Genomic DNA, 21874 nt, shown 5'->3' with positions numbered 1-21874 from the left:
TGGCGGCATACATCGCCCTCCTGTGAACAGCTTCGATGTCATTGTAATCGGCGGCGGGCATGCCGGGACCGAGGCGGCGGCGGCCGCCGCGCGGCGAGGGGCATCGGTCGCCCTCGTCACTTTCGATCGTACCCGGATCGGGGCGATGTCGTGCAACCCAGCGATCGGCGGCATTGGTAAGGGCCACCTGGTGCGCGAAGTGGACGCTCTCGATGGCCTGATTGCGCGCGCTGCCGATGCGGCTGCGATACACTACCGGATGCTCAATCGAAGCAAAGGGGTTGCGGTCCAAGGTCCTCGGATCCAGGCTGATCGCAAACTGTACGCCGCTGCAATCCAGCGTGCGATCGCAGCGGAACCGCTCATCACGATCGTGGAGGGCGAAGCGGACGCCCTGACCCATAGTGCGGGGGGCGAGGTTTCCGGCGTGCAACTGCAGGACGGGACGATCCTCGCCGCGCAGGCGGTCGTGCTGGCCACCGGGACGTTTCTGGGCGGGCGCATCTTCCGTGGCGAATGGCGCGCCGAAGGGGGGCGGGTGCATGAGCGCGCCGCAACGCGGCTCGGCCAGCAGTTGCGTAGCCTTGGGCTGCCGCTTGGCCGGCTGAAGACAGGCACACCGCCGCGGCTCGACGGGCGAACGATCGACTGGGCGAGGCTGGAGGCACAGCCGAGCGACGATCTCGCTTGGACGATGTCGCCGATGACCCGCGGCGCGCGGCTTCCGCAGATCGCCTGCGGCGTCACACGCACGACGCAGCTCACCCACGACATTATCCGCGGCGGGCTTGATCGATCGCCGCTGTTCAGCGGGGCGATCGAAGGGGGCGGCCCGCGCTACTGCCCGTCGATCGAGGACAAGGTCCACCGCTTCGGCGATCGAGAGGGGCATCAGGTCTTTCTCGAGCCCGAGGGGTTGGACGATGCGCTCGTCTACCCCAACGGCATTTCGACCTCGCTGCCCGACGACGTCCAGGCGGCCATGATCGCGTCGATCCCCGGACTCGAAGTCTGCCGCATCGTCGAGCCGGGCTATGCGGTCGAATATGACTATCTCGATCCGCGTTCGCTTGGCTCCGATTTGCAATCACGGGCGATGAGGGGACTGTTCTGCGCAGGACAGATCAATGGCACGACCGGCTATGAGGAAGCGGCGGGGCAGGGACTGGTCGCCGGGCTGAACGCCGCTGCGGTCGCCTGCAATCTGCAACCGGTATTGCTCGACCGCGCCGACAGCTATCTGGGCGTGATGATCGACGACCTGACATTGCAGGGGGTGACCGAACCTTATCGGATGCTCACCGCGCGGGCTGAGCATCGCCTGTGGCTGCGCGCCGACAATGCCGAAACCCGCTTGTCGGCCATCGGTGCGGCGGCAGGCTGTTTGTCGATCGATCGGCTTGCGCATGTTCGGGATCGGGGAGTTGCGCGTGCTGAGGTCGACGTGGCCTTGGCAGCGGTGGCATCGTCGGACGACATGCGCCGCCGTGGCGCGATGGTCGGGGCGGACGGAGCGAAGCGCTCATTGCGCGAATGGCTCCGCTTTCCTGGTGTTCGGCGAGAGCATGTTCTGTCACCGGACAGCACCTGCGACGAAGCCGCGATCGAGGAAGCCATCGAGGATGCGCGTTACGCGCCCTATCTCGAACGGCAGGCGCAGGACGTGGCTGAGCGGCGTCGAGCGGCGGGCACACCGTTGCCACCGGTGCTTGACTATGCGTCTGTCCCTGGGCTCTCCAACGAGATGATCGAGCGGCTTTCCGCGGCCCGACCTGCGACCCTAGATGACGCGTCGCGCATTCGGGGTATCTCGCCCGCGGCACTGTCGGCCATCTTGCTTCACGTGAAACGCCAGGCAGCATGACCGAACAAGAAGCAAAACGCTGGCTGTCGAAGCGGTTCGGCACCGATGCGATCGATCGTGTCGGGGCCTTTGTCGAACTGCTGTTAAAGGAGGCCGAGCGCCAAAATCTCATATCTGCAGCGACAATCCCGGCCGTTTGGTCACGGCATATCGTCGATTCCGCGCAGCTTCTTGATCACGCCCCGGCGGATTGGGAACACTGGACCGACATCGGATCCGGCGCCGGCTTACCTGGTCTGGTCGTAGCGGCGCTTACGATGCGCCGTGTTACCTTGATCGAGCCGCGGAAGTTACGGGTCGATTTTCTTCGTAACTGCGCGGACGCGCTGAAGTTGCCGGACGTGTTTGTGGTCCATGGAAAGGCAGAACGGGTTTCCGATATCGGAACCGTGGACGTCGTCTCCGCTCGCGCAGTTGCCAAGCTTGAGGTCCTGCTTGCCGCGGCCAAGGGGTTCACCGCAAAGACGACGACATTCATCCTACCCAAGGGCGAAAGCGCACATTCGGAAGTGGCGAGTGCACGACGGACGTGGCATGGTCAGTTTCACGTGAAACACAGTGTCGTCGATCCGACCTCCGGCATCGTCGTCGCCAGCGGAGTTGCCGCGCGATGAAAGTCATCGCCATCGCCAATCAGAAGGGTGGGGTCGGAAAAACCACTACGGCGATCAACGTCGGCACTGCGCTCGCGGCTACGGGATCGCGCGTGCTTCTGATCGACCTCGATCCGCAGGGGAACGCCTCGACCGGGCTCGGAATCAAACGCAACGATCGCCACACATCGAGCTACGATCTGCTCGTCGGCGATGGTACGCTCGCCGATGCCGCGATCGCCACGCAAGTCCCGCGGCTCGACGTCGTTCCGGCAACGGTTGACCTGTCGGGCGCGGAAATCGAGCTGATCGATTTCGACGCGCGCACCCACCGGCTCGATCGCACCGTCCAGCGCAGCGACGCGCGATGGGATGTCGTGCTGATCGACTGCCCGCCGTCGCTCGGGCTGCTGACGATCAACGCGATGGTCGCGGCGCACGCGCTGCTCGTGCCGCTTCAATGCGAATTCTTCGCGCTTGAAGGACTGAGCCAACTACTGAGCACCGTCGAGCGGATTCGCTCGCGGTTCAATCCGGGGCTGTCGATCCTGGGCGTCGTCCTGACGATGTTCGATCGTCGCAACCGCCTGACCGATCAGGTGTCGGACGATGTGCGCGCCGTGCTCGGCAAGGTTGTGTTCGACACCGTCATTCCGCGCAATGTGCGCCTTTCCGAAGCACCGAGCCATGGCCTGCCCGCGCTGATCTACGACCATCGCTGTGTCGGCTCGCAAGCCTATATTGCGCTCGCTCGTGAACTCATCCTCCGTCTCCCCAACGTCGCCAAGGCCGCCGCATGATCGACGACACACCCGCATCCGCCCGCAAGCCCCGTTCGGGTCTCGGTCGCGGGTTGAGCGCGCTGCTCGGCGACGCTGTCGTCGAAGCGCCGGTGAACGGAGAGGGCGGGGCGGTCCCGTCCGGCGTCCGGACACTGCCGGTCAGCGCGATGAAACCGCACCCGGGGCAGCCGCGTCGGCACTTCGATGAGGACAAGCTTGACGAGCTTTCGCGCTCGATCGCGCAGCGTGGGCTGATCCAGCCGATTGTCGTGCGCCCGCATGGCCACGACTATCAGATCGTCGCGGGCGAACGCCGCTGGCGTGCAGCACAGCGCGCGCGGCTTCACGAAGTGCCGGTCATCGTCCGCGAGTTGAGCGATGCCGACACGATGGAAATCGCGCTGGTCGAAAATATCCAGCGCGCCGACCTCAACGCGATCGAAGAGGCGGAAGCCTACCGCCGGCTGATCGACCAGTTCGGACACACCCAGGAAGCGCTGGGCAAGCTGGTCGACAAGTCGCGCAGCCATGTCTCGAACCTGCTTCGCCTGCTCGACCTGCCCGAGGGTGTGCGGACGATGGTGGTGCAGGGCGAGCTGGAAATGGGCCACGCCCGGGCGCTCATTGGCGCACCCGATCCGCTGGCATTGGCGCGCCGCGTCGTCGACGAAGGCCTGTCGGTACGCGAGACCGAAAAGCTGGCGCGCGCGGCAAAGCCCGAAGCGCGCAAGGGCAAGGCCAGCGCTCCGGCATCGAACGGCGCCCCCGATGCCGACATTGCGGCGCTCGAACGTCAGCTGGGCGATCTGCTGGGCCTGACCATTCGTATCGCGCATACGGAAAAGGGCGGCACGCTGACGCTGACCTATTCGACGCTCGACCAGCTCGACATGGTGTGCCAGCGCTTGAGCGGCGAGCGAATTTAAACCTGAGAGGCGGTTACCGCCGCTTCGCCGCCCGCGCGATCGACAGCACGTCGTGCTGTGCGGTGACTGCCGCGGGGTTGCCGCCTGTCAGCAGCCCACGCTCGGCCCGCCGCACGCGGGAGACCGCTGCGGCGATCTGCGGCGTCGTCCAGCGGCGCAGCGCGGTGATCGTCGCAGGGCGTTCCTTCCAGAAGACGCGGTGCCGTTCGACGACCATGTCCGGCGATTCGCCGCGATCGACCTCACCGCGCATATCTGCCAAGGAAATCAATCGCTTGGCAAGGCCGCGGAGCATCGGAATGGTCATTCCCGCGGCATCGACGCCAAGCAGTTCACGCCCCAGCGTCGCCGCATCGCCATCGATCGCCGCGGTGATCGCAGTGGCCATCTCGCTCTCGGCGATATTGGCGCCGATCTGCGCTAGGTCGTCCTCGCCGGCGTCGCGCGGCCGGTCGGGCGCGGCGTCGAGAAACAGTGCGAGCTTTTCGATCTCGCGGGTCAGCACCGCACGGTCGCCGCCGCTTGCTTCGAATAGCGCGGCAGGCGTGTCGCCGGTCAGGCGAACGCCATGTTCGCGCGCGATGCTGGTCGCCAGGCGCGCGGCATTGGGGCCTTCGGGTTGGTAACAGGCGAGCGCCATCGCGGCGGGATTCGACACCGCCGATTTGACCAGCTTGCCCGTCGCCTTGGCGGACGGCGCGATCGCGACGACCGGATTGCCCGCTGAGGCCGCCGACAGCAGGAGTTCGACCGCCTCGACCGACTCCTCGCCCATCGCCGTCACGCGGATGTAGCGGGCACCGCCGAACAGCGAGATCGAGGCGGCCTCGTCGGCGAGGCGCCCGGGATTGGCTTTCAAGGCAGCGCCGTCGAGGTCGATCCGCTCGGCATCCGCGCCCATCGCGCGACCGAGGCGCGCGGCATATTCCATTGCGCCGGCTTCGTCGGGCCCGTGAAGCAGGAACAAGCGGGGCCCGTTGCCGCCTCGCTTTGCTGCCTCATCGATCGCCGAGGCCATCCCGGCGGCGTTCGCCTTCACTGCGCCTTGGACCGCTGGGCGTAGAGCGCGATGCGCGCGACGATCTTGTCGGCGAGAATGCCTGACAGCCGCTCCAGCGCGCTCTGCTCGGCCGCGATGGTGGCATATTCGGAGCCCACGACGTCGACGCCGGCGTCCGATCCCGCGGTATCGTCGACGACGGTCAGTCCGCTCGCCAGATCGACCAGCTGGTACCGTGCGCGCAGCGTCCGCCGCTCGCGCGTGATCGAATCGTCGCGGCGGACACCCAGACCGATGATCGAATCGTCGAGCTTGATGTCGAGCCGGTAGCGCGGGGCCGAGCCCTCGACCGCTGCCAGACGATCCTTCAATGCGCTGCCGACCAGCCAGCCCGCCTGGCCGGCGATCGGCGTGATCTGGATCTGCGACAGCACGCTACGTGCCGGGCTCGCCGCGCCACCGTAAAGCGGGCGCAGGCCGCACCCGGCCAGCGTCAGCAGCAGGGCGACCGAGGCGGCAACCCGCGTCATGCGACGATATTCACCAGGCGGTCGGGCACGACGATGACCTTCTTCGGAGTGGCGCCCTCCAGAATACGCTGAACGCCGGCCGACGCCAGTGCTGCGGCCTCGAGAGCGTCCTTGGCCGATCCCTTGGGCACGGTCAGCGTGTCGCGCAGCTTGCCGTTGACCTGCACCGCGATGGTCACCGAGTCATCGACCAGCAGGGCCGGATCGACCTCGGGCCATGCCGCATCGGCGACCAGGCCGTCCTGGCCGAGCAGACCCCAAGCTTCCTCGGCCATGTGCGGGATCATCGGCGCGACGAGGCGGACGAGCGTGGCCACGGCCTGTGCCTTCGACGCCGACGGCTTGGCCTTTTCGATCGCGCTGGTCAGTTCGTAGAGCTTGGCGACGGCCTTGTTGAACGCCAGCGCCTCGACATCCTCGGCCACGCCGGCGATCGTGCGGTGCAGCTTGCGGTCGAGCTCCGCATCGGCGCCGTCGGCCGCGTCGACACCCTCGACCAGACGCCATACGCGCTGGACGAAGCGCCATGCGCCCTCGATTCCCGCTTCGCTCCACGGCAGGTCGCGTTCCGGCGGCGAGTCCGACAGCATGAACCACCGCACCGCGTCCGCGCCGTAGCGGTCGACGATCGGCGACGGATCGACCGTGTTCTTCTTCGACTTGGACATCTTCTCGACGCGGCCGACCGTCACCGGCTCACCCGTCGCGATGACCTTGCCGTCGGCGACCTGCTCGGGCGCCAGCCAGCTGCCGGCGGGATCCTTGTAGGTTTCGTGCGTCACCATGCCTTGGGTGAACAGGCCGGCGAAGGGCTCCGCGACATCGATCTTACCGACCCGGCGCAGCGCGCGCGTCCAGAAGCGTGCGTAGAGCAGGTGGAGGATCGCATGCTCGACCCCGCCGATATACTGCCCGACCGGCAGCCAGCTCTCGGCAACGGCCTTGTCGAACGGCTTGTCGCCCGGCTGGCTGGCGAAGCGGATGAAATACCAGCTCGAATTGACGAAAGTGTCGAGCGTGTCGGTCTCGCGCCGCGCGTCGGCACCGCACGACGGACACGCGACATGCTTCCACGTCGGATGACGGTCGAGCGGGTTGCCGGGCACATCGAAGCTGACGTCGTCCGGCAGCACCACCGGCAGCTGGTCCTTCGGTACCGGCACCACGCCGCACGCGTCGCAGTGGATGATCGGGATCGGCGTGCCCCAATAGCGCTGGCGGCTGACGCCCCAGTCCCGCAGGCGCCAGACGGTCGTGCCGTCGCCCCAGCCACCGGCCTCGGCGCGTGAAATCACCGCGCGCTTGGCGTCGGCGACGTCCATCCCATCCAGGAAGTGCGAATTCACGAGGCGACCGGGCCCGGTATAGGCCTCGCTATCGGTGAACTCGGGCGCGGTCGTATCGCCGTCCGCCACGACGCGGCGGATCGGCAACGCGTATTTCGTCGCGAATTCGAAGTCACGCTGGTCGTGCGCCGGCACGCCGAATACCGCGCCGGTGCCGTAGTCCATCAGCACGAAGTTCGCGATGTAGACGGGCAGCTGGATCGACGGATCGAGCGGATGCGTCGCGCGCAGCCCCGTGTCGTATCCCAGCTTCTCTTGCGTCTCGATCTCGGCAGCCGACGTACCGCCTGCCTTGCACGCCGCAATGAAGTCCGCGACCGCCGGGTCGCCCGCCATCGCCTGCGCAATCGGGTGATCGGCCGCGACCGCGACGAAGCTTGCGCCGAAGATCGTGTCGGGCCGCGTCGTGAACACCTCGACCTCGCCGCCATCGCTGAGCGCGAAGCGGAAGCGCAAGCCTTCGGATTTGCCGATCCAATTCTCCTGCATCAGCCGCACCTTGTCAGGCCAATGCTCGAGGCCGCCGAGGCCTTCGAGCAGCTCGTCGGCAAAGTCGGTGATCTTCAGGAACCACTGGTTCAGCTTGCGCTTCTCGACCAGCGCGCCCGACCGCCAGCCGCGGCCGTCGATGACCTGTTCGTTGGCCAGCACGGTCATGTCGACCGGGTCCCAGTTGACCGCCGATTCCTTGCGATAGACCAGCCCTGCGGCCAGCAGGTCGAGGAACAGTGCCTGCTCATGCCCGTAGTACGTCGGATCGCAGGTCGCGAACTCGCGCGTCCAGTCGAGCGCGAAGCCCAACCGCTTCAGCTGCGCCTTCATCGCCGCGATATTGTCGTAGGTCCAGGCGCCGGGGTGAACGCCCTTTTCCATCGCGGCGTTTTCGGCCGGCATGCCGAAGGCGTCCCAGCCCATCGGGTGGAGCACTTCGTGGCCCGTCATGCGGCGGAAACGCGCCAGCACGTCGCCCATCGTGTAGTTGCGGACGTGACCCATGTGGATCTTCCCCGACGGATAGGGGAACATCTCCAGGACGTAGCTCTTGGGCTTGGGCGACGAATCGTCCGCGGCGAAGGTGCCGCGCTCGTCCCACGCCGCCTGCCACTTGGCATCGGCGACGGACGCGTTGAACCGCGACACTGACACTGTCGGAGAACCTCTTCGTTAGTTGGCGATCGCGCCGCGGCGCAGGTCGCGCGCGCGCGTCAGGATGATATCTTCCAGCTTCTGCACGGTCGCCGCCTGCACGGGTGCCGCGACCCACTGGCCGCCCTGGTTGATCTGGCGGAGTGCCGCGACGCGGACGGCGTCGGCACGCAGGTCCTGGTCCAGGATCGATACGGTGACCTTCATGCGTTCGGTCGGGGTGTTTGGATTCGTGTACCAGTCGGTCACGATGACGCCGCCGTTCGAATCGGTCTGCAGCAGCGGCATGAAGCTCAGCGTGTCGAGCGTCGCGCGCCACAGATAGCTGTTCACGCCGATCGTCGTCACCCGCGACGCGGCGAGATCGGCATTGGGACGGTCGCCCCGGCCGCAACCGGCAAGCGCGATCAGGGTCAGGCTCACGAGGGCGATACGCGAACGCGAAATCATGGGGCAGTCCTCAATGGGTACGACAAGGGCGTCAGGCGACACGCCTCTATAGACTGACCGTGCGGGGCCGCAAGCTCACGCCAACCTGTGGATATGCTGCAACACTCAGACATAAAAGAATCCTGACGGTGGAACATCGCTGCCATTGCGTGGTAGCGCTCTCGTCAGGAGTGGGACTCAGATGATGGCTTGGCGCATCATTGCAGGAACGGGGCTTGTCGCGGCGATTGCCGCGGCCTGTGCCGTTGCGCCTGCGATCGGTGCCGAAGACGGCCGTCCTGCGCCGCGCCGGTTGGCGCCGTCGGTCGAGGGGATGGGATCGTTCACCCCGGCGTCGGGCGATCCGCGACTCGCTGCAGCGCTGGCGCGCGCCGGCATCTCCAGCAACGGTTTCCGTTTCACGCCGTCGAGCGCCGGTCGTGCCGGCTCGCGCGCCGTGACCGTCGCGGTCCAGGCGCGCTCGAGCCGGACGGTTGCTGCGGTCGGGGCGGACCGGGTCGCTGCGAACCCGTCGTCGGCCACGGCCGCGCCGATCGCCTATAATCTGGGCGTGGCGGTCGGCTGGAAGCGCTTCGCGATCTCGGGCGATCTCGCCAAGATCGACCTCGCCGGACAGCCGGGCAGTCGCCAGATCGCCGACGTCGGCATCAGCTATACCGGCAAGTCCTTCTCGGGTCGGGTAAAGGCAGAGGCGGCCAAGCCCACCGCCGACCAACCGCGCCTGATCGCCGAAGCGCCGAGCTACGCGCTCGACGTCGGCGGCGCCTATTCGATCGCCCGCAATCTCGATCTGACCGCAGGCGTGCGGTACAAGACCGAACGCGATCGCCTGCCGCAGCTGACCAACCAGCGCCGCGACAGCCAGTCGGTCTATGTCGGGACGGCGTTTAGGTTCTAAGATTTGGGCAGGAATTTAGCGGCACGCTAAATTCCGCCTCGGCCCAAATCGCGGCCGGCATCGCGCCAGCGATGGCCGACGGCGGGAATTCACTTCGCGCCGCGTGTCCCGAAGCTCTCCAAGCGATCGGCAGCTACTCCCGCGCTGACGAGACCTAGCGCTGCGGACGATTCAATCCTCGATCCCAGCTCTCGCCCAAGCGAACCCCGCCGAAAGTCTGGACGCGCCAAGATTTCACCGTGCCCCGGCGGAGCCGGGCCCAGCTCGTTACGTCTTTCCTTGCGCATTGAGGCTAAGCCAACTGGGCCCCGATCTTCGCCGGGGCACCGCGAAAACCCTTTGATGTCGCTCGCGCAAGTGCATGGCCGGCCTTCAACCAAGCATCGATCCCAGCCCACCCATAGACCCCCATCGCCCGCACCCGCCGCGCCCGCCGGGCATCCATCCCGCCGAGCGCGATTACCGGAACGCGCGCCCCGCGTACGAGCAGCCCGAGCCGGACCACGCCCAATCCCGGCGCGCCGACATGCGACCGTGTGGCAAAGACCGGTGACACGAACACCGCATCCGCCCCGCTCCGCACCGCTGCGACGATCTGCGCCCGGTCATGCGCCGCGCGCGTCGACAGCCCGCGCACAGTTCGCCCATTATGCACGCCCCCGCTGCCGACCAGTCCCCCGGCGCCCAGCACCACCAGGCCGCGCGCCCGCGCGATCCGCTCGACCCGCGTCAGCACCGCCCGCCGCTCAATCAAGGGCAAGCCGTAATGGCGCACCACCACGCCGGCGCCGCGCGGCAGGCGCTGCAGCGCTTCCCACAAGGCGTCGCCCATTCGCGTATCGGTCATCAGCCACACATGGGGCAGGGGGTGGCGGCGGCGCATCGCGGCTTCTATAGCGCCGCCCATGCCGAACGACGATCCCGCGCGCCGCCTGGCTGCGATCCACGCGACCATTGCCCAGGGCTGCAAGTTGGCCGGGCGTGATCCTGCCGACGTTACGTTGATCGCGGTGTCGAAGATGCACGACGCCCACGCCATCCGCCCGCTGATCGCCGCCGGGCAGCGCGTTTTCGGCGAGAATCGCGTGCAGGAAGCGGCCGAGAAATGGCCCGCGCTGCGCGAGGAAACGCCGGACATCGCGCTCCACCTCGTCGGACAGCTCCAGTCGAACAAGGCAGCCGACGCGGTCGCGCTGTTCGATGCGATCCATTCGGTGGACCGCCCGTCGCTGATCGCCGCTCTCGCCCGTGCGATGGACGCGCAGGACCGCCGTCTCCCGTGCTTCGTCCAGGTCAACCTCGGCGACGAACCGCAGAAGGGCGGCTGTGCGGTCGCCGATGTGTCTGCGCTGCTCGCCGAGGCGCGCGCCGCTGACCTGCCGGTCGCCGGCCTGATGTGCGTGCCCCCGGCCGACCTGGAACCTGCCCCCTATTTCGCGCTGCTCGCCAAGATCGCGCGTGACGAAGGGCTGCACGGCCTCAGCATGGGCATGAGCAGCGATCTGGAAACCGCGGTCCGCATCGGCGCAACCCATGTCCGCGTCGGAACCGCGCTGTTCGGGGCGCGGGCGTGACGCCGATCCCGGTTCGCTTCGGTGCGCTGCTGTTCGACTTCGACGGCGTGCTGGTCGAAACCGAATATGCCGGCAACAGGCACATCGCCGAATATCTGACCGGCATCGGCCACCCGACCACCGCGCAGGATTCGATGGACCAGTTCATGGGCCTGTCGGGCGCGGACTTCATCGCCGCGATCGAACGCTGGATCGACCGCCCGCTGCCGGACGATTTCGCGATCGCGCGCGAGGCGGAGAACGACCGGGTGATTCGGGAGGGTGTCGGCGCCGTCGCCGGTGCCGTCGCCTTCGTCCGCGCGCTGTCGGCGGACCTGCCTCGCGCGATCGTCTCGTCGAGTTCGACTGCCTGGATCCGCGCGCACCTCGACCACATCGGCTTGAGCGACGCGTTCGGCGACCACATCTATTCGGGCAAGGAACATGTCGTGCGCGGCAAGCCTGCGCCCGACCTCTATCTTCACGCCGCCGACCGGTTGGGCGTCGCCATCGCCGATTGCGCGATCCTGGAGGATTCGCCCGTCGGCGCGACCGGCGCAGTGGCGTCGGGCGCCTATGTCGTCGGGCTTTGCGCCGGCACGCATTGCGGCATCGGCCATGCCGACCGGCTCACTGCGCTCGGCGTCAGCGCCGTTGCGGGTGACTTCGAAGAGGTCGCCCGGTTACTCGCCTAGCCGCGCGATCAACGCCTGCGCGGCGGCCGGATTGCGTTCCTTCGCGCCGGAAATGAAGAATACGAACGTCTCGCGCGCCGCCTTCGCGGCGTCCTGCGTCACATAGGGCAAGTCATTCGGCTCGCGGCCCGTCGCCCACGCCCGCGCGGTCGCCGCGATCCGGTCGAGATTGGCATCCGCATAGCCGGCCGCCTCGTCCGCGACCGCCGTCTCGTAGCGGGCATAGACGAAGTCCGCCGTGACATCGGCGATTCCCGGATAGTCGTCCGATTGCGCATAGACGATCGCGACATTGGCCGCGCGGCACATCGCGACGAACTCGGGGACGGTGAAGCTCTCGTGCCGCACCTGCACCGCATGGCGCAGCGCGATGCCGTCCTGCTTGGCCGGAAGCAGTTTCAGGAATGCGGCGAAGTCGTCGGCGTCGAACGTTTTCGTCGCCATGAATTGCCACAGGATCGGGCCGAGCTTGTCGCCGAGTTCGGTAATCCCCTGACCAACGAACTTCTCGATCGACGGCCCGGCGTCGGCCAGCATCTTGCGATTGGTGCAATAGCGCGATGCCTTGAGCGTGAACACGAACCCGTCCGGCGTCTCATCGCGCCACTTCGCGAAGGTGTCGGGCTTGAAGCCCGAATAATAGGTGCCGTTGACCTCGATCGCCGTCAGCTTCGACGCGGCATATTTCAGCTCGCGCTTCTGCGGCCACTTCTCGGGATAGAACACGCCGCTACGCCAGGGCTCGAAGGTCCAGCCGCCGATGCCGGCGCGAATCGGGGGGTGGGTCATGGGGGGAACCTACACCCGTTCGTGTCGAGATAGGCAAATCTGGATGGGGTAGCTATTGCGCCGCGGCAAAGCCGCATTGATCAACGCTTTGCGTTGTCGACTGAGCATTCGCAATTTTGCTGATCAGCGCAGCTAATCAGCTGCGAATGCTGGAGCGGGCGAAGGGATTCGAACCCTCGACCCCAACCTTGGCAAGGTTGTGCTCTACCCCTGAGCTACGCCCGCTCTGGCGTTGCCGGGAAAGGTCTTCCCGGCGGGTGGAGGCGTGCCATTAGCGACCGAATCACACGGCCGCAAGCCCTGAAAACACTTGGCGTGCGGATTATGAGCGCCCACATGGACGCGAACAGATTTTTCGTGAGGAGCCGCGCTTGGCCACGCTAGGACTTTCGCCCGCCGACAAGGAAGCCGTGGAGGCCTTCCGCCGCGACGTCGTCGAACCGTCGATGACCAATCTGGTCATCATCGAGTTCTGGGCGGAGTGGTGCGGGCCGTGCAAGCAGCTGGCGCCCGTGCTGGAGAAGGTCGCGGCGGATTATGCGGCCAAGGGCGTCGTGCTGAAGAAGATCGACGTCGACGCGAACAAGTTCATCGCCGCGCAATTCCAGGTTCGCTCGATCCCGACGGTCTATGCGATGTTCCAGGGCCAGCTCGCTGCCGACCTGACCAGCGCGCGCACCGAATCGCAGCTGAAGGCGATGCTCGACCAGTTGCTGCGCCAGCTGCCGATCCAGAGCGACGAGGCTGCGCAGGAGGCGGAGCTCGAGCCGCTGATCGCGATGGCGGAGGGTGTGCTGGCCGAGGGCGACTGGACCCGCGCGCTGTCGATCTACGAGCAGCTCGCCGACATGGCCCCCGACCATACCGTCGTCGCCGCGGGCCGCGCCCGCGCGCTGGTTGCGGCGGGTCGGGTAGACGAGGCGGCGGACGTACTCGATGCGCTGCCCGCCGACGCCGCGAAAGCGCCCGAAGTCGCCCGCGCCCGCTCAGCGATCGATCTGGCCCGCACCGCGACCCCGGTCGCCGACCTGTCGGGACTGGAAGCGCGCGTCGCTGCCGATCCGACCGATCACGAAGCGGCGATGGAACTCGCCGGCGGCCAGATGGCGGCGGGCGACCGCGATGCCGCGGCGGCGACGCTGCTGCGGTCGATCGCGACCGACAAGGACTGGAACGAGGGCGCGGCGCGTGCGCAGTTGCTCAAACTGTTCGAAGCGGTCGGTCTGGAGGACCCCTGGGTCTCCGCACATCGCCGCAAGCTGTCCGCGATCCTGTTCGGGTGAGCGACGCCCCCGCCTCGACGCGCCTGTCGATCTTCCCGCTGCCGGGAGCGATCCTGTTTCCACGGATGCACCTGCCGCTGCACATCTTCGAACCGCGGTACCGCGCGATGGTCGGCGACGCGCTGGCGCGTGATCGTCGAATCGGGATGATCCAGCCGCGCGGGCCCGCCAAGGATCCGAGCGGCGCGCCGCCGCTGTTCGACATCGGTTGCGTCGGCAAGATCGCCGATGTCGAGGCACTGGACGACGGCCGCTACAATATCGTGCTCGAAGGACTGGCGCGCTTCCGGATCGTCCGCGAGCTCGACGTCACGACCAGCTTTCGTCAGGTCGAGGCGATGCTGGAGCCGACGCCGGCCGGCGAAATCCTCAACCTCGGCGAACGCGCGGCGCTGGAGGCCGAATCGCGCAAGTTCGCCGACGTCCACGGCTATGCCGTCGACTGGGAAGGCGTCGCGCGGCTGGACGACGAATCGCTCGTCAACGGCATCGCCCAGATCGCGCCGTTCGATCCTGCGTCGAAACAGGCGCTGCTCGAAGCGGCGACGCTGTCGCAGCGGGCGGAGCTGATCGTGCAGCTGATGACGTTCTTCGGTCATCACGACGAGGATTCTGGAACGCTGCAATAGGCGGCGGGCTCGGCGGACGGTCCGCCGACGCCCCAGCGGATCAATGTCCGTGGGTCTTGATCCCGCGCCGCCGCAACTTCTCGCGCTTGCGTCGCCGCATCACGACGATGGCCGCCGGGATCGCGACGATCAGCACGGCGATGATGATGCTGTAGGCAACATGCTCGCGTTCGAAATCCAGAATCATCGGTCGGTACTCGTACGGCGCAGTCTGTGTTCGATCGTCAAACCATCAACCCTGAAAGCAGTTTCGGCACCTGGCCGCTTTCGCCGCGCGCTTCGGCCATGAACCTGTCCTTCAGCGCCGGGATCCGCTGGACTGTCGACAGTCCGAACCGCCGTACCGCGCTGGCGGTCTTGCCGGGGACTCCGAACAGACGCGTGAGGCCATCGGTCGCGACCGAGACCATGAAGGTGTCCAGGCTGCGCCAGCGTTCGTAGCGCGCGAGCAGTTGCGCATCGCCCAGGTCGAGGCCCATCCGCTTGCCCTCGACCAGCACTTCGACCAGCGTCGCCACGTCGCGGAAACCGACGTTGACGCCCTGGCCCGCGATCGGGTGGATGCCGTGCGCGGCGTCGCCGACCAGCGCCAGCCGTTCGGCCGTGATCGTCGCGGCATGGTGAAAGCCGAGCGGATAGCTTTGCCGCCGCGTGAGCTTGCTGAGTGGCCCCAGGAACCCGCCCATGCGTTTTTCCGCCTCGTGCAGCCAGGCGCGATCGCTCAGTTTCAGCATGCCCGGCGCGTCGCTCGCCCGCACCGACCAGACGATCGCCGAGCGATGCCCCTCTTCGTCGTCGACCAATGGCAGCAGCGCGAACGGGCCGCTGGGGTAGAAGATCTCGTACGCGATGTTCTCGTGGCTCTCGGCGTGGTGGAACGACGAGACCATAGCGGCATGGTCGTAGGTCCAGCGCGCGACACGCAGGCCGGCCGCCTCGCGCGTCGGCGAATTGCGTCCCTCGGCTGCGATCAAAAGGGGGGCGTGGACGGTCGATCCATCACTCAGCGTCGCGGTGACGCCGAACGGACCGCGATCGATCGACACCGCGCGCGTCGTCATCCGCAGGTCGACGTGCTCGGCCCCTTCCGCCGCCTCCAACAGCGCGCGGCGCAAATGGCGGTTCTCGAACATCGTGCCGAGCGCGTCGCCGGGTTCGTCGGGAGCGAAGTCGAGCGCGCCCGGATCCAGCCCGTCGCTCACCCGGATGCCTTCGATCGGGCAGCCGACCCCGGCCAGCCGGTCGATCACACCGATCGCCGACAGCATCCGGTACGGTGCGCTGGCGATCGCCGAGGCGCGGCCGTCGAAGCCGGCGGCCAGGATCGTGTCCTTGTCGGCGATGTCGACGATGATACTGGTCAGGCCATGAGCCGACAGCGCGACACCCAGCGCACTGCCGACCAGCCCGCCGCCGAGGATGAGAACGTCTGCGCGGTTCATGGCGACAGCCCTAACGGGCCGGGGGCGCGGTGCCAACCGCGGGCGGGCAGACATATGCCGCCTTGTACGGTTGGTCCCAACAGCGCTGGAAATTTTCCAGTACGTTGAGGTTCATCGGCCAGCGGATCGCGATCGGCTTGCCGTCGGGGCCGCGCGGGTCGAGTCCGGCCGGGCGCGGCACCGCGGCCAGACCCGTAAGCGCCGCTTCGAGGGCCTCCCGATCCCGACGAAGGAAGGCGATGGTCCCGTCGACATACCAATTCCATCCGAAATCCTTGTCGATCTCGGGATTCTTATAGGCTTCTTCGAACAATGCGATCGCCGCTGCGGTCTCATTCAGGTTCGCGCGCAACTGTCCCTCGTGCCATTTTAGCAGTCCGATCTGCTCGGGCGTCAGCGTGTTTGCCAGCCGGTAGTCGCGGATCAGGTCGGCGGCTTCCGACTCGCACCCGCGCATCGAGAGCGCGCGCCAGCCGCCGGCCATGTCCTGATCGAAGGCGCGCATGTCGAGCTTCAGGAGGGCCGCACGGTCATAGGTACATGTCGGTGTGGCGGTCTGTGCGAGCAGAAGCGCGATCGCGGTCAACATGCCGTTACCCTGCGGCAGGGGCGTCGCGAGCGCAAGGCGCCGCCGCCTTGACGTCGAGTCCGCGGGCGCGGACAATAGGCGCCTGCATTTTCTGGGGGTTGTGACTCATGGCGAGCCGGGCTGCGCCGTATCTTTGGCGGGACACGGTGAAGGCCGGCGCGCGGCGATCGGGGGCGATGCTGACGGCGGTGCTGCTGATCGTCGGCACGATCGCGCTCGCCTGTGCGTTGGCGAGCTATCATTCGGGTGACCCGTCGTTGAACACCGCGGCCGGCGGCCCGGTGCGCAACCTGCTGGGCGTGCCCGGCGCCTATGCCGCGGACGCACTGTTCGTCCTGTTCGGCCCGGCGGTCGCGCTGGTGTTGCCGCTTGGACTTGTCTTCGCCTCGCGTCTGTGGCGCGACGTTCCGCTCGGACGCTGGGGGCGGATGCTGCGCACGACGCTGATCGGTGTCGCGCTGATGGCGAGCGCCTTTGCTTTTTTGTCATCCGAGGCGGTGATGGCGCTGCCCGGCGGATGGGGCGGCGTCGTCGGGCTGGCGGTGGCCGATGCGGTGCGGTGGGGCGTCGCGCTGATCGGCAACGAAGCGGCCGAGCTCTGGGCGATGCGAATCATCGGGGTCGCGGTGGGGCTGATCGGCGTCTTCGTCTGGACGCGCGGGGTCAATCTCGACCTGCCCGAAGCCCGCCTGCCGCGCCTGCGCCGCGCGTCGTCGCCGCGGACGCGTAGCCGACCCGGCGAGATCGACGCCTACGACGTATTCGATGATGAGGACGTCGAAGATGCTGCGGACGATGCGCCCGTCGCCACCGGTCCCGCCCCGCGCAAGGTTGCGGTGCCGATCGACCGTCCGGGCCCGCTGATCGCCGACCGCCAGGTGGCGCCCGCCCCGGCGGCAAAGAAGGAAGCCCGCCAGCAGAGCCTGGACCTGCGCGACAATTACAAGCTGCCGCCGCTCGACCTGCTCAAACCCCCGCCGCCCAATGCCAACCCGACGATCGACAAGGCCGCGCTGGAGCGCAACGCGCGCCTGCTCGAAAGCGTGCTCGACGACTTCAAGGTGAAGGGCGCGATCGTCGAGGTTCGCCCGGGCCCGGTCGTGACGATGTACGAGCTCGAGCCCGAACCCGGCATCAAGGCGACCCGCGTCATCGCGCTGGCCGACGACATCGCGCGCAACATGTCGGCGATTTCGGCGCGTGTCGCGACGATTCCGGGCCGCACCGTCATCGGCATCGAACTGCCCAACGCCCGGCGCGAGGCGGTGGCACTGCAGGAACTGATCGGCAGCGACGCGTTCGACGCCGCACAGGGCCTGCCGCTGGTGCTCGGCAAGAATATCGCCGGCGATCCCGTCGTCGCCGATCTCGCGCCGATGCCCCACCTGCTCGTCGCGGGCACGACCGGTTCGGGCAAGTCGGTCGGCCTCAACAGCATGATCCTGTCGCTGCTCTACCGGCTGACCCCGGACCAGTGCCGGATGATCATGATCGACCCCAAGATGCTCGAACTCAGCATCTACAAGGGCATCCCGCACCTGCTGGCCGACGTCGTCACCGATCCGCCCAAGGCCGTCCGTGCGCTGAAATGGGCAGTCGAGCAGATGGAGGACCGCTATCGCATGATGGCGAGCGTCAACGTCCGCTCCCTCGCCAGCTTCAACGAAAAGGTGCGCGCGGCGAAGGCCAAGGGGCAGACGTTGGGCCGCAAGGTTCACGTCGGCTACGACGACAACGGCAAGCCGATGTACGAGGAGGAGACGCTCGACCTCAATCCGCTGCCGCAGATCGTCATCATCGTCGACGAGCTTGCCGACCTGATGATGACCGCGGGCAAGGAAGTCGAATTCCTGATCCAGCGCCTGGCGCAAAAGGCGCGTGCGGCGGGCATCCACCTGATCATGGCGACGCAGCGCCCGTCGGTCGACGTCATCACCGGCGTCATCAAGGCGAACCTGCCGACGCGAATCAGCTTCCACGTCACGTCGAAGATCGATTCGCGCACCATCCTGGGCGAACAGGGCGCCGAACAGCTACTGGGGAAGGGCGACATGCTCTACATGCCCGGCGGCCGCGGCACCGCGCGTGTCCACGGGCCGTTCGTGAGCGACGACGAGGTCCAGGCCGTCGCCGACTTCTGGCGTGCGCAGGGCGAGCCTGAATATATCGACGCGGTCACCAACGACCCCGAAGAGGGCGGCTTCGCGCTGGACGGCGCGCCGATCGGCGACGACACGCCCGAGAATGCGCTCTACCGCCAGGCCGTCCAGCATGTCGCACAGAGCCAGAAGGCCTCGACCAGCTGGCTCCAGCGCCAGCTGCGCGTCGGCTATAATTCCGCCGCGCGCCTGATCGAACGGATGGAAAAGGACGGCCTGGTCGGCAAACCCGATCACGTCGGCCGCCGCGAAGTGCTGATGGACGAGGACGGTCGGCCGTTGGCGTGACCTTTCTCCGTTCGTGCTGAGCGTGGCGGGCACGCTCAGCACGAACGGAAAAGGTATCGTTGCGCAGCGGGAACGGCGGGGTTCACGCCGCGTTCAACGCCCCGCTCTCATGAGGACTTTCATGTTCAAGCCACTTTTTTTGACCGCCATGGTGGTCGCCATGGCGGCGCCCGCCGTCGCGCAGACCGCGCCGGAGATCGTGCAGGTGCAGCGGCATCTGCAGGCCGTTTCGACGATGACCGCCAATTTCAGTCAGACCGACCGCGCCGGAAAGGTGCTGACGGGCACGGTGACGCTCAAGAAGCCGGGCAAGGTGCGGTTCCAGTATGAGAAGAACGTGCCGATCCTGATCGTCGGCGACGGCAAGGACCTGTGGTTCCTCGACTATTCGGTCGGGCAGAAGTCGCGATGGCCGGTCGGCAATTCGCCTTTGGGCGTGCTGCTCGATCCGAACAAGGACATCTCGCGCTATGCGACGGTCCAGCCGACCAGCAATCCCGGCGTGGTCAGTCTGGAAGTACGCGATCCCAAGCGACCCGAATTCGGGCGAATCACTCTGATCTTTGCCAAGCAGGCGTCCGCGCCGGGCGGGCTGATGCTTCAGGGCTGGGTCGCGCTGGATAGCCAGGGCAATCGGACATCGATCCGCTTGTCGAATCAGCAGTTCGGGGTGCCTGTCAGCGACCAAGCGTTCAAATGGCGCGATCCGAAGAGGGGGTCGGTACGGAACTGAGCCAAAATGAACGAATGTGTTCATCTGAGGGACAGGATTAGCCGGCTATTCATTTGCGTGCGGAGGCGGGGGCTTTCCCGTTCGGGATTCCCCCTGTTGCCCGGACCTATCCGGCCCCCCCTCCAGCCTGCGTGACGAACGACAGGTCGGCCCTCGCTCCATGCCCCCGGAGCGGGGGCCATTTCGTTTGCGGGCCGCGGCGTGCCGCCGCGACCACGCAAACGAAACGGCCGGCGGGGCCGTCCCGGCCCCGTCCGACGACGCGGCTTCACCGCGGCGCGAGCCGCCGCCAGAGGGACGACCCTTCCCCGACCCGCGACCATCCCCTACATCCCGCGCGTCATGACCCTCAGCATCGCGTCCTGGAACATCAATTCCGTCCGCTTCCGCATCGGCATCGTCGAGCAGTTCCTCATCGAGGAATCGCCGGACATCCTGTGCCTGCAGGAAACCAAGGTCATCGACGCGGACTTCCCCGCCGCCGCGTTCCGGGCGCTGGGCTATGACCATGTCATCATCCACGGCCAGCGGATGCATCACGGCGTCGCGATCGTCAGCCGGGTGCCGCTTATCGAAGACGACCGGCTCGACTGGCAGGCGAATGGCGAGGCGCGGCATGTCGGGGTACGCTTGCCGAACGGCCTGCGGCTGGAGAATGTCTACGTCCCTGCCGGCGGCGACGTACCCGACCGCGACGTGAACCCGAAGTTCGGCCAGAAGCTCGATTTCGTCGAGCGGATGACGCGCTGGTCGGAGACGCTCGACGTGCCGACGGTGCTGACCGGCGACTTCAACATCGCGCCTCTCCCGGAGGATGTGTGGAGCCACAAGGCGCTGCTCGACACGGTCAGCCATACGGCCGTAGAGGTCGAAGCGCTCGACCGGCTGCAAAAGGCGCACGGCTGGGTCGATCTCGGCCGCAAGTTCCACCCCGCCCCCGCGCGCCTCCACACGTGGTGGAGCTACCGCGCCAAGGACTGGGCGGCGTCGGACCGCGGGCGGCGGCTCGACCATATGTGGGCGAGCCCCGCGGTTGCCGACAAGGCGGTGGCGCACCGCGTATGCGAGCCGTGCCGCAGTTGGCTCAAACCGTCCGATCACGTCCCCATCATCACCGAGTTCGACCTTTGAGCGACGCGAAGGCGACCGCCCGCGCGATCGACGCGCTGCGGCGCGGCTGGCCGGTATCGGTCGGCGCGCTGACATTGCTCGCGATCGAGACGGCCGACACGGCGCGGCTGGAGGCGTTCGATCCCGAGACCAGGGCCGGGGTGCTGCTGTCGGCCGGGCGTGCAGCAACGCTGAAGCTTGCCAACCAGCGTGACGCCGCCGTGCCCGATGCGCCGGTGCTGATCGACCGCGCGCCATGGCTCGACTTCGTGACGGCGACCGCACTCGCCGACCCGCAGCGCGACCTGGCGACACCGCTGAAGGGCCCTTTCCGCGCGATCGCCGTGCCGCACGCCGAGGATGCCGCCGCCGCCCTGCTGCTGGCGCGGGTTGCCGGAGTGCTGCCGGCTTTTTTCGTCCGCGAAGATGAGACCGGCGACGTCGCGATCACGCGCGATGACATCGCCGCGCATGAGGATGCGACCCGTCTCGTCATCGCCACCCGCGCGCGCTTGCCCGTCGCGGCGATCGAAGATGCCGAGATCGTCGCGTTCCGTACGCCCGAGGCCGCCGGCGAGCATGTCGCGCTGATCCTCGGCCGCCCCGACGGCACGCCGCCGCTGGTGCGGCTGCACAGCGAATGCCTGACGGGCGACGTGCTCGGCAGTCTCAAATGCGATTGCGGCCCGCAACTCAATGAGGCGCTGGCCAGGATCGCCGGCGGCGGCTGGGGTATCCTGCTCTACCTGCGGCAGGAGGGGCGCGGGATCGGCCTGGTCAACAAGTTGCGCGCCTATGCGCTTCAGGACCAGGGGTTCGACACGGTCGATGCCAACACGCGGCTCGGCTTTGCGATCGACGCACGCGATTTCCGCGTGGCGGCGCGGATGCTCGACCTGCTCGGGCAGCGCGACGTGCGGTTGCTAACGAACAATCCGGCAAAGGTCGCGGGGTTGGAAGCGGCCGGAATTTCGGTCGCCGAGCGCGTGCCGCTGATGCTGCCGGCGAACCCGCATAACGCCAAATATCTGGAGACGAAGCGGGACCGGACCGGACATCAGCTCTGACG

General features: G+C 67.2%; 22 protein-coding genes and 1 tRNA gene. 13 read left to right on the top strand and 10 right to left on the bottom strand.

What is annotated here, in order from left to right:
* Positions 1 to 22: 22 nt before the first annotated feature.
* From mnmG to JW805_17045, 4 genes are read left to right on the top strand one after another with little or no spacing between them, the layout of a single operon-like run.
* Positions 23 to 1864 carry a tRNA uridine-5-carboxymethylaminomethyl(34) synthesis enzyme MnmG gene (gene mnmG, locus JW805_17060; GenBank protein ID MBN2973719.1) on the top strand — a complete coding sequence of 614 codons (1842 nt, stop codon included), beginning with the start codon at positions 23 to 25 and terminating at the stop codon, positions 1862 to 1864.
* Positions 1861 to 2478, top strand: a complete 618-nt coding sequence (gene rsmG, locus JW805_17055; GenBank protein ID MBN2973718.1) for a 16S rRNA (guanine(527)-N(7))-methyltransferase RsmG — start codon at positions 1861 to 1863, stop codon at positions 2476 to 2478. Before mnmG ends, rsmG begins: the two co-directional genes overlap by 4 nt.
* Complete coding sequence (locus tag JW805_17050) at positions 2475 to 3257, top strand: ParA family protein (GenBank protein ID MBN2973717.1); 783 nt, start codon at positions 2475 to 2477, stop codon at positions 3255 to 3257. The genes rsmG and JW805_17050 overlap by 4 nt, the downstream gene beginning before the upstream one ends.
* A complete protein-coding gene (locus JW805_17045) occupies positions 3254 to 4165 on the top strand; it encodes a ParB/RepB/Spo0J family partition protein (protein ID MBN2973716.1) in 912 nt (303 codons plus the stop codon). Before JW805_17050 ends, JW805_17045 begins: the two co-directional genes overlap by 4 nt.
* A gap of 13 nt (positions 4166 to 4178) precedes the next feature.
* Here the strand turns inward: JW805_17045 and JW805_17040 are convergent, their stop codons facing one another.
* From JW805_17040 to JW805_17025, 4 genes are all read right to left on the bottom strand, one after another.
* Positions 4179 to 5132, bottom strand: a complete 954-nt coding sequence (locus tag JW805_17040; GenBank protein ID MBN2973715.1) for a hypothetical protein — start codon at positions 5130 to 5132, stop codon at positions 4179 to 4181.
* Positions 5133 to 5200: 68 nt separating this feature from the next.
* Positions 5201 to 5695, bottom strand: coding sequence for a hypothetical protein (locus tag JW805_17035; GenBank protein ID MBN2973714.1), 495 nt, complete (start codon positions 5693 to 5695; stop codon positions 5201 to 5203).
* Positions 5692 to 8181 carry a leucine--tRNA ligase gene (locus JW805_17030; GenBank protein MBN2973713.1) on the bottom strand — a complete coding sequence of 830 codons (2490 nt, stop codon included), beginning with the start codon at positions 8179 to 8181 and terminating at the stop codon, positions 5692 to 5694. Before JW805_17030 ends, JW805_17035 begins: the two co-directional genes overlap by 4 nt.
* A gap of 24 nt (positions 8182 to 8205) precedes the next feature.
* A complete protein-coding gene (locus JW805_17025; GenBank protein MBN2973712.1) occupies positions 8206 to 8637 on the bottom strand; it encodes a DUF3576 domain-containing protein in 432 nt (143 codons plus the stop codon).
* Positions 8638 to 8818: 181 nt separating this feature from the next.
* Between JW805_17025 and JW805_17020 the strand changes: the two genes are divergently transcribed.
* A complete protein-coding gene (locus tag JW805_17020) occupies positions 8819 to 9535 on the top strand; it encodes a hypothetical protein (GenBank protein MBN2973711.1) in 717 nt (238 codons plus the stop codon).
* A 292-nt stretch (positions 9536 to 9827) separates the two neighbouring features.
* Here the strand turns inward: JW805_17020 and JW805_17015 are convergent, their stop codons facing one another.
* On the bottom strand, positions 9828 to 10418 hold the full coding sequence (locus JW805_17015) for a thiamine phosphate synthase (GenBank protein ID MBN2973710.1): 591 nt from the start codon (positions 10416 to 10418) through the stop codon (positions 9828 to 9830).
* A 22-nt stretch (positions 10419 to 10440) separates the two neighbouring features.
* On the opposite strand from JW805_17015, the gene JW805_17010 reads away from it, so the two are divergent.
* Together JW805_17010 and JW805_17005 are read left to right on the top strand one after the other, a co-directional pair.
* Positions 10441 to 11109, top strand: coding sequence for a YggS family pyridoxal phosphate-dependent enzyme (locus JW805_17010; GenBank protein MBN2973709.1), 669 nt, complete (start codon positions 10441 to 10443; stop codon positions 11107 to 11109).
* The gene (locus JW805_17005) at positions 11106 to 11783 is read left to right on the top strand and encodes an HAD family phosphatase (GenBank protein ID MBN2973708.1); all 678 of its coding nucleotides are present in this window, start codon (positions 11106 to 11108) and stop codon (positions 11781 to 11783) included. The genes JW805_17010 and JW805_17005 overlap by 4 nt, the downstream gene beginning before the upstream one ends.
* Here JW805_17005 and JW805_17000 read toward each other — a convergent pair.
* Together JW805_17000 and JW805_16995 are read right to left on the bottom strand one after the other, a co-directional pair.
* Positions 11772 to 12572, bottom strand: coding sequence for a DUF72 domain-containing protein (locus JW805_17000; protein ID MBN2973707.1), 801 nt, complete (start codon positions 12570 to 12572; stop codon positions 11772 to 11774). The two genes, JW805_17005 and JW805_17000, sit on opposite strands and share 12 nt — an antisense overlap.
* Positions 12573 to 12722: 150 nt before the next feature.
* Positions 12723 to 12797: transfer RNA gene (locus JW805_16995), tRNA-Gly, on the bottom strand.
* Positions 12798 to 12943: 146 nt separating this feature from the next.
* On the opposite strand from JW805_16995, the gene JW805_16990 reads away from it, so the two are divergent.
* Both JW805_16990 and JW805_16985 read left to right on the top strand, forming a co-directional pair.
* The gene (locus tag JW805_16990) at positions 12944 to 13855 is read left to right on the top strand and encodes a tetratricopeptide repeat protein (GenBank protein MBN2973706.1); all 912 of its coding nucleotides are present in this window, start codon (positions 12944 to 12946) and stop codon (positions 13853 to 13855) included.
* On the top strand, positions 13852 to 14484 hold the full coding sequence (locus tag JW805_16985; GenBank protein MBN2973705.1) for an LON peptidase substrate-binding domain-containing protein: 633 nt from the start codon (positions 13852 to 13854) through the stop codon (positions 14482 to 14484). The genes JW805_16990 and JW805_16985 overlap by 4 nt, the downstream gene beginning before the upstream one ends.
* A gap of 40 nt (positions 14485 to 14524) precedes the next feature.
* Here JW805_16985 and JW805_16980 read toward each other — a convergent pair whose 3' ends face one another.
* Genes JW805_16980 through JW805_16970 form a run of 3 tightly spaced genes read right to left on the bottom strand, consistent with a single transcriptional unit; the run spans position 14525 to position 16515 of the window.
* On the bottom strand, positions 14525 to 14671 hold the full coding sequence (locus tag JW805_16980) for a hypothetical protein (GenBank protein MBN2973704.1): 147 nt from the start codon (positions 14669 to 14671) through the stop codon (positions 14525 to 14527).
* Positions 14672 to 14708: 37 nt separating this feature from the next.
* A complete protein-coding gene (locus JW805_16975; GenBank protein ID MBN2973703.1) occupies positions 14709 to 15926 on the bottom strand; it encodes a UbiH/UbiF/VisC/COQ6 family ubiquinone biosynthesis hydroxylase in 1218 nt (405 codons plus the stop codon).
* A 10-nt stretch (positions 15927 to 15936) separates the two neighbouring features.
* Positions 15937 to 16515: a hypothetical protein gene (locus tag JW805_16970; protein ID MBN2973702.1), complete on the bottom strand. Its 579-nt coding sequence runs from the start codon at positions 16513 to 16515 to the stop codon at positions 15937 to 15939.
* Between the two features lie 107 nt (positions 16516 to 16622).
* On the opposite strand from JW805_16970, the gene JW805_16965 reads away from it, so the two are divergent.
* The 4 genes from JW805_16965 to ribA all read left to right on the top strand — a co-directional run bounded on the left by JW805_16965 (position 16623) and on the right by ribA (position 21872).
* A complete protein-coding gene (locus tag JW805_16965; GenBank protein MBN2973701.1) occupies positions 16623 to 18962 on the top strand; it encodes a DNA translocase FtsK 4TM domain-containing protein in 2340 nt (779 codons plus the stop codon).
* Between the two features lie 121 nt (positions 18963 to 19083).
* Positions 19084 to 19695 (top strand): outer membrane lipoprotein carrier protein LolA, encoded by a 612-nt coding sequence (locus JW805_16960; protein MBN2973700.1) that lies wholly within the window; start codon positions 19084 to 19086, stop codon positions 19693 to 19695.
* Positions 19696 to 20037: 342 nt separating this feature from the next.
* A complete protein-coding gene (locus tag JW805_16955) occupies positions 20038 to 20826 on the top strand; it encodes an exodeoxyribonuclease III (GenBank protein ID MBN2973699.1) in 789 nt (262 codons plus the stop codon).
* Positions 20757 to 21872: a GTP cyclohydrolase II gene (gene ribA / locus JW805_16950; protein MBN2973698.1), complete on the top strand. Its 1116-nt coding sequence runs from the start codon at positions 20757 to 20759 to the stop codon at positions 21870 to 21872. The genes JW805_16955 and ribA overlap by 70 nt, the downstream gene beginning before the upstream one ends.
* Positions 21873 to 21874 lie beyond the last annotated feature (2 nt).

It is taken from the genome of Roseomonas aeriglobus (assembly GCA_016937575.1).
GTDB classification, from domain to species: domain Bacteria; phylum Pseudomonadota; class Alphaproteobacteria; order Sphingomonadales; family Sphingomonadaceae; genus Sphingomonas; species Sphingomonas aerigloba.
This window is presented reverse-complemented; position numbering and strand designations above follow the sequence as displayed.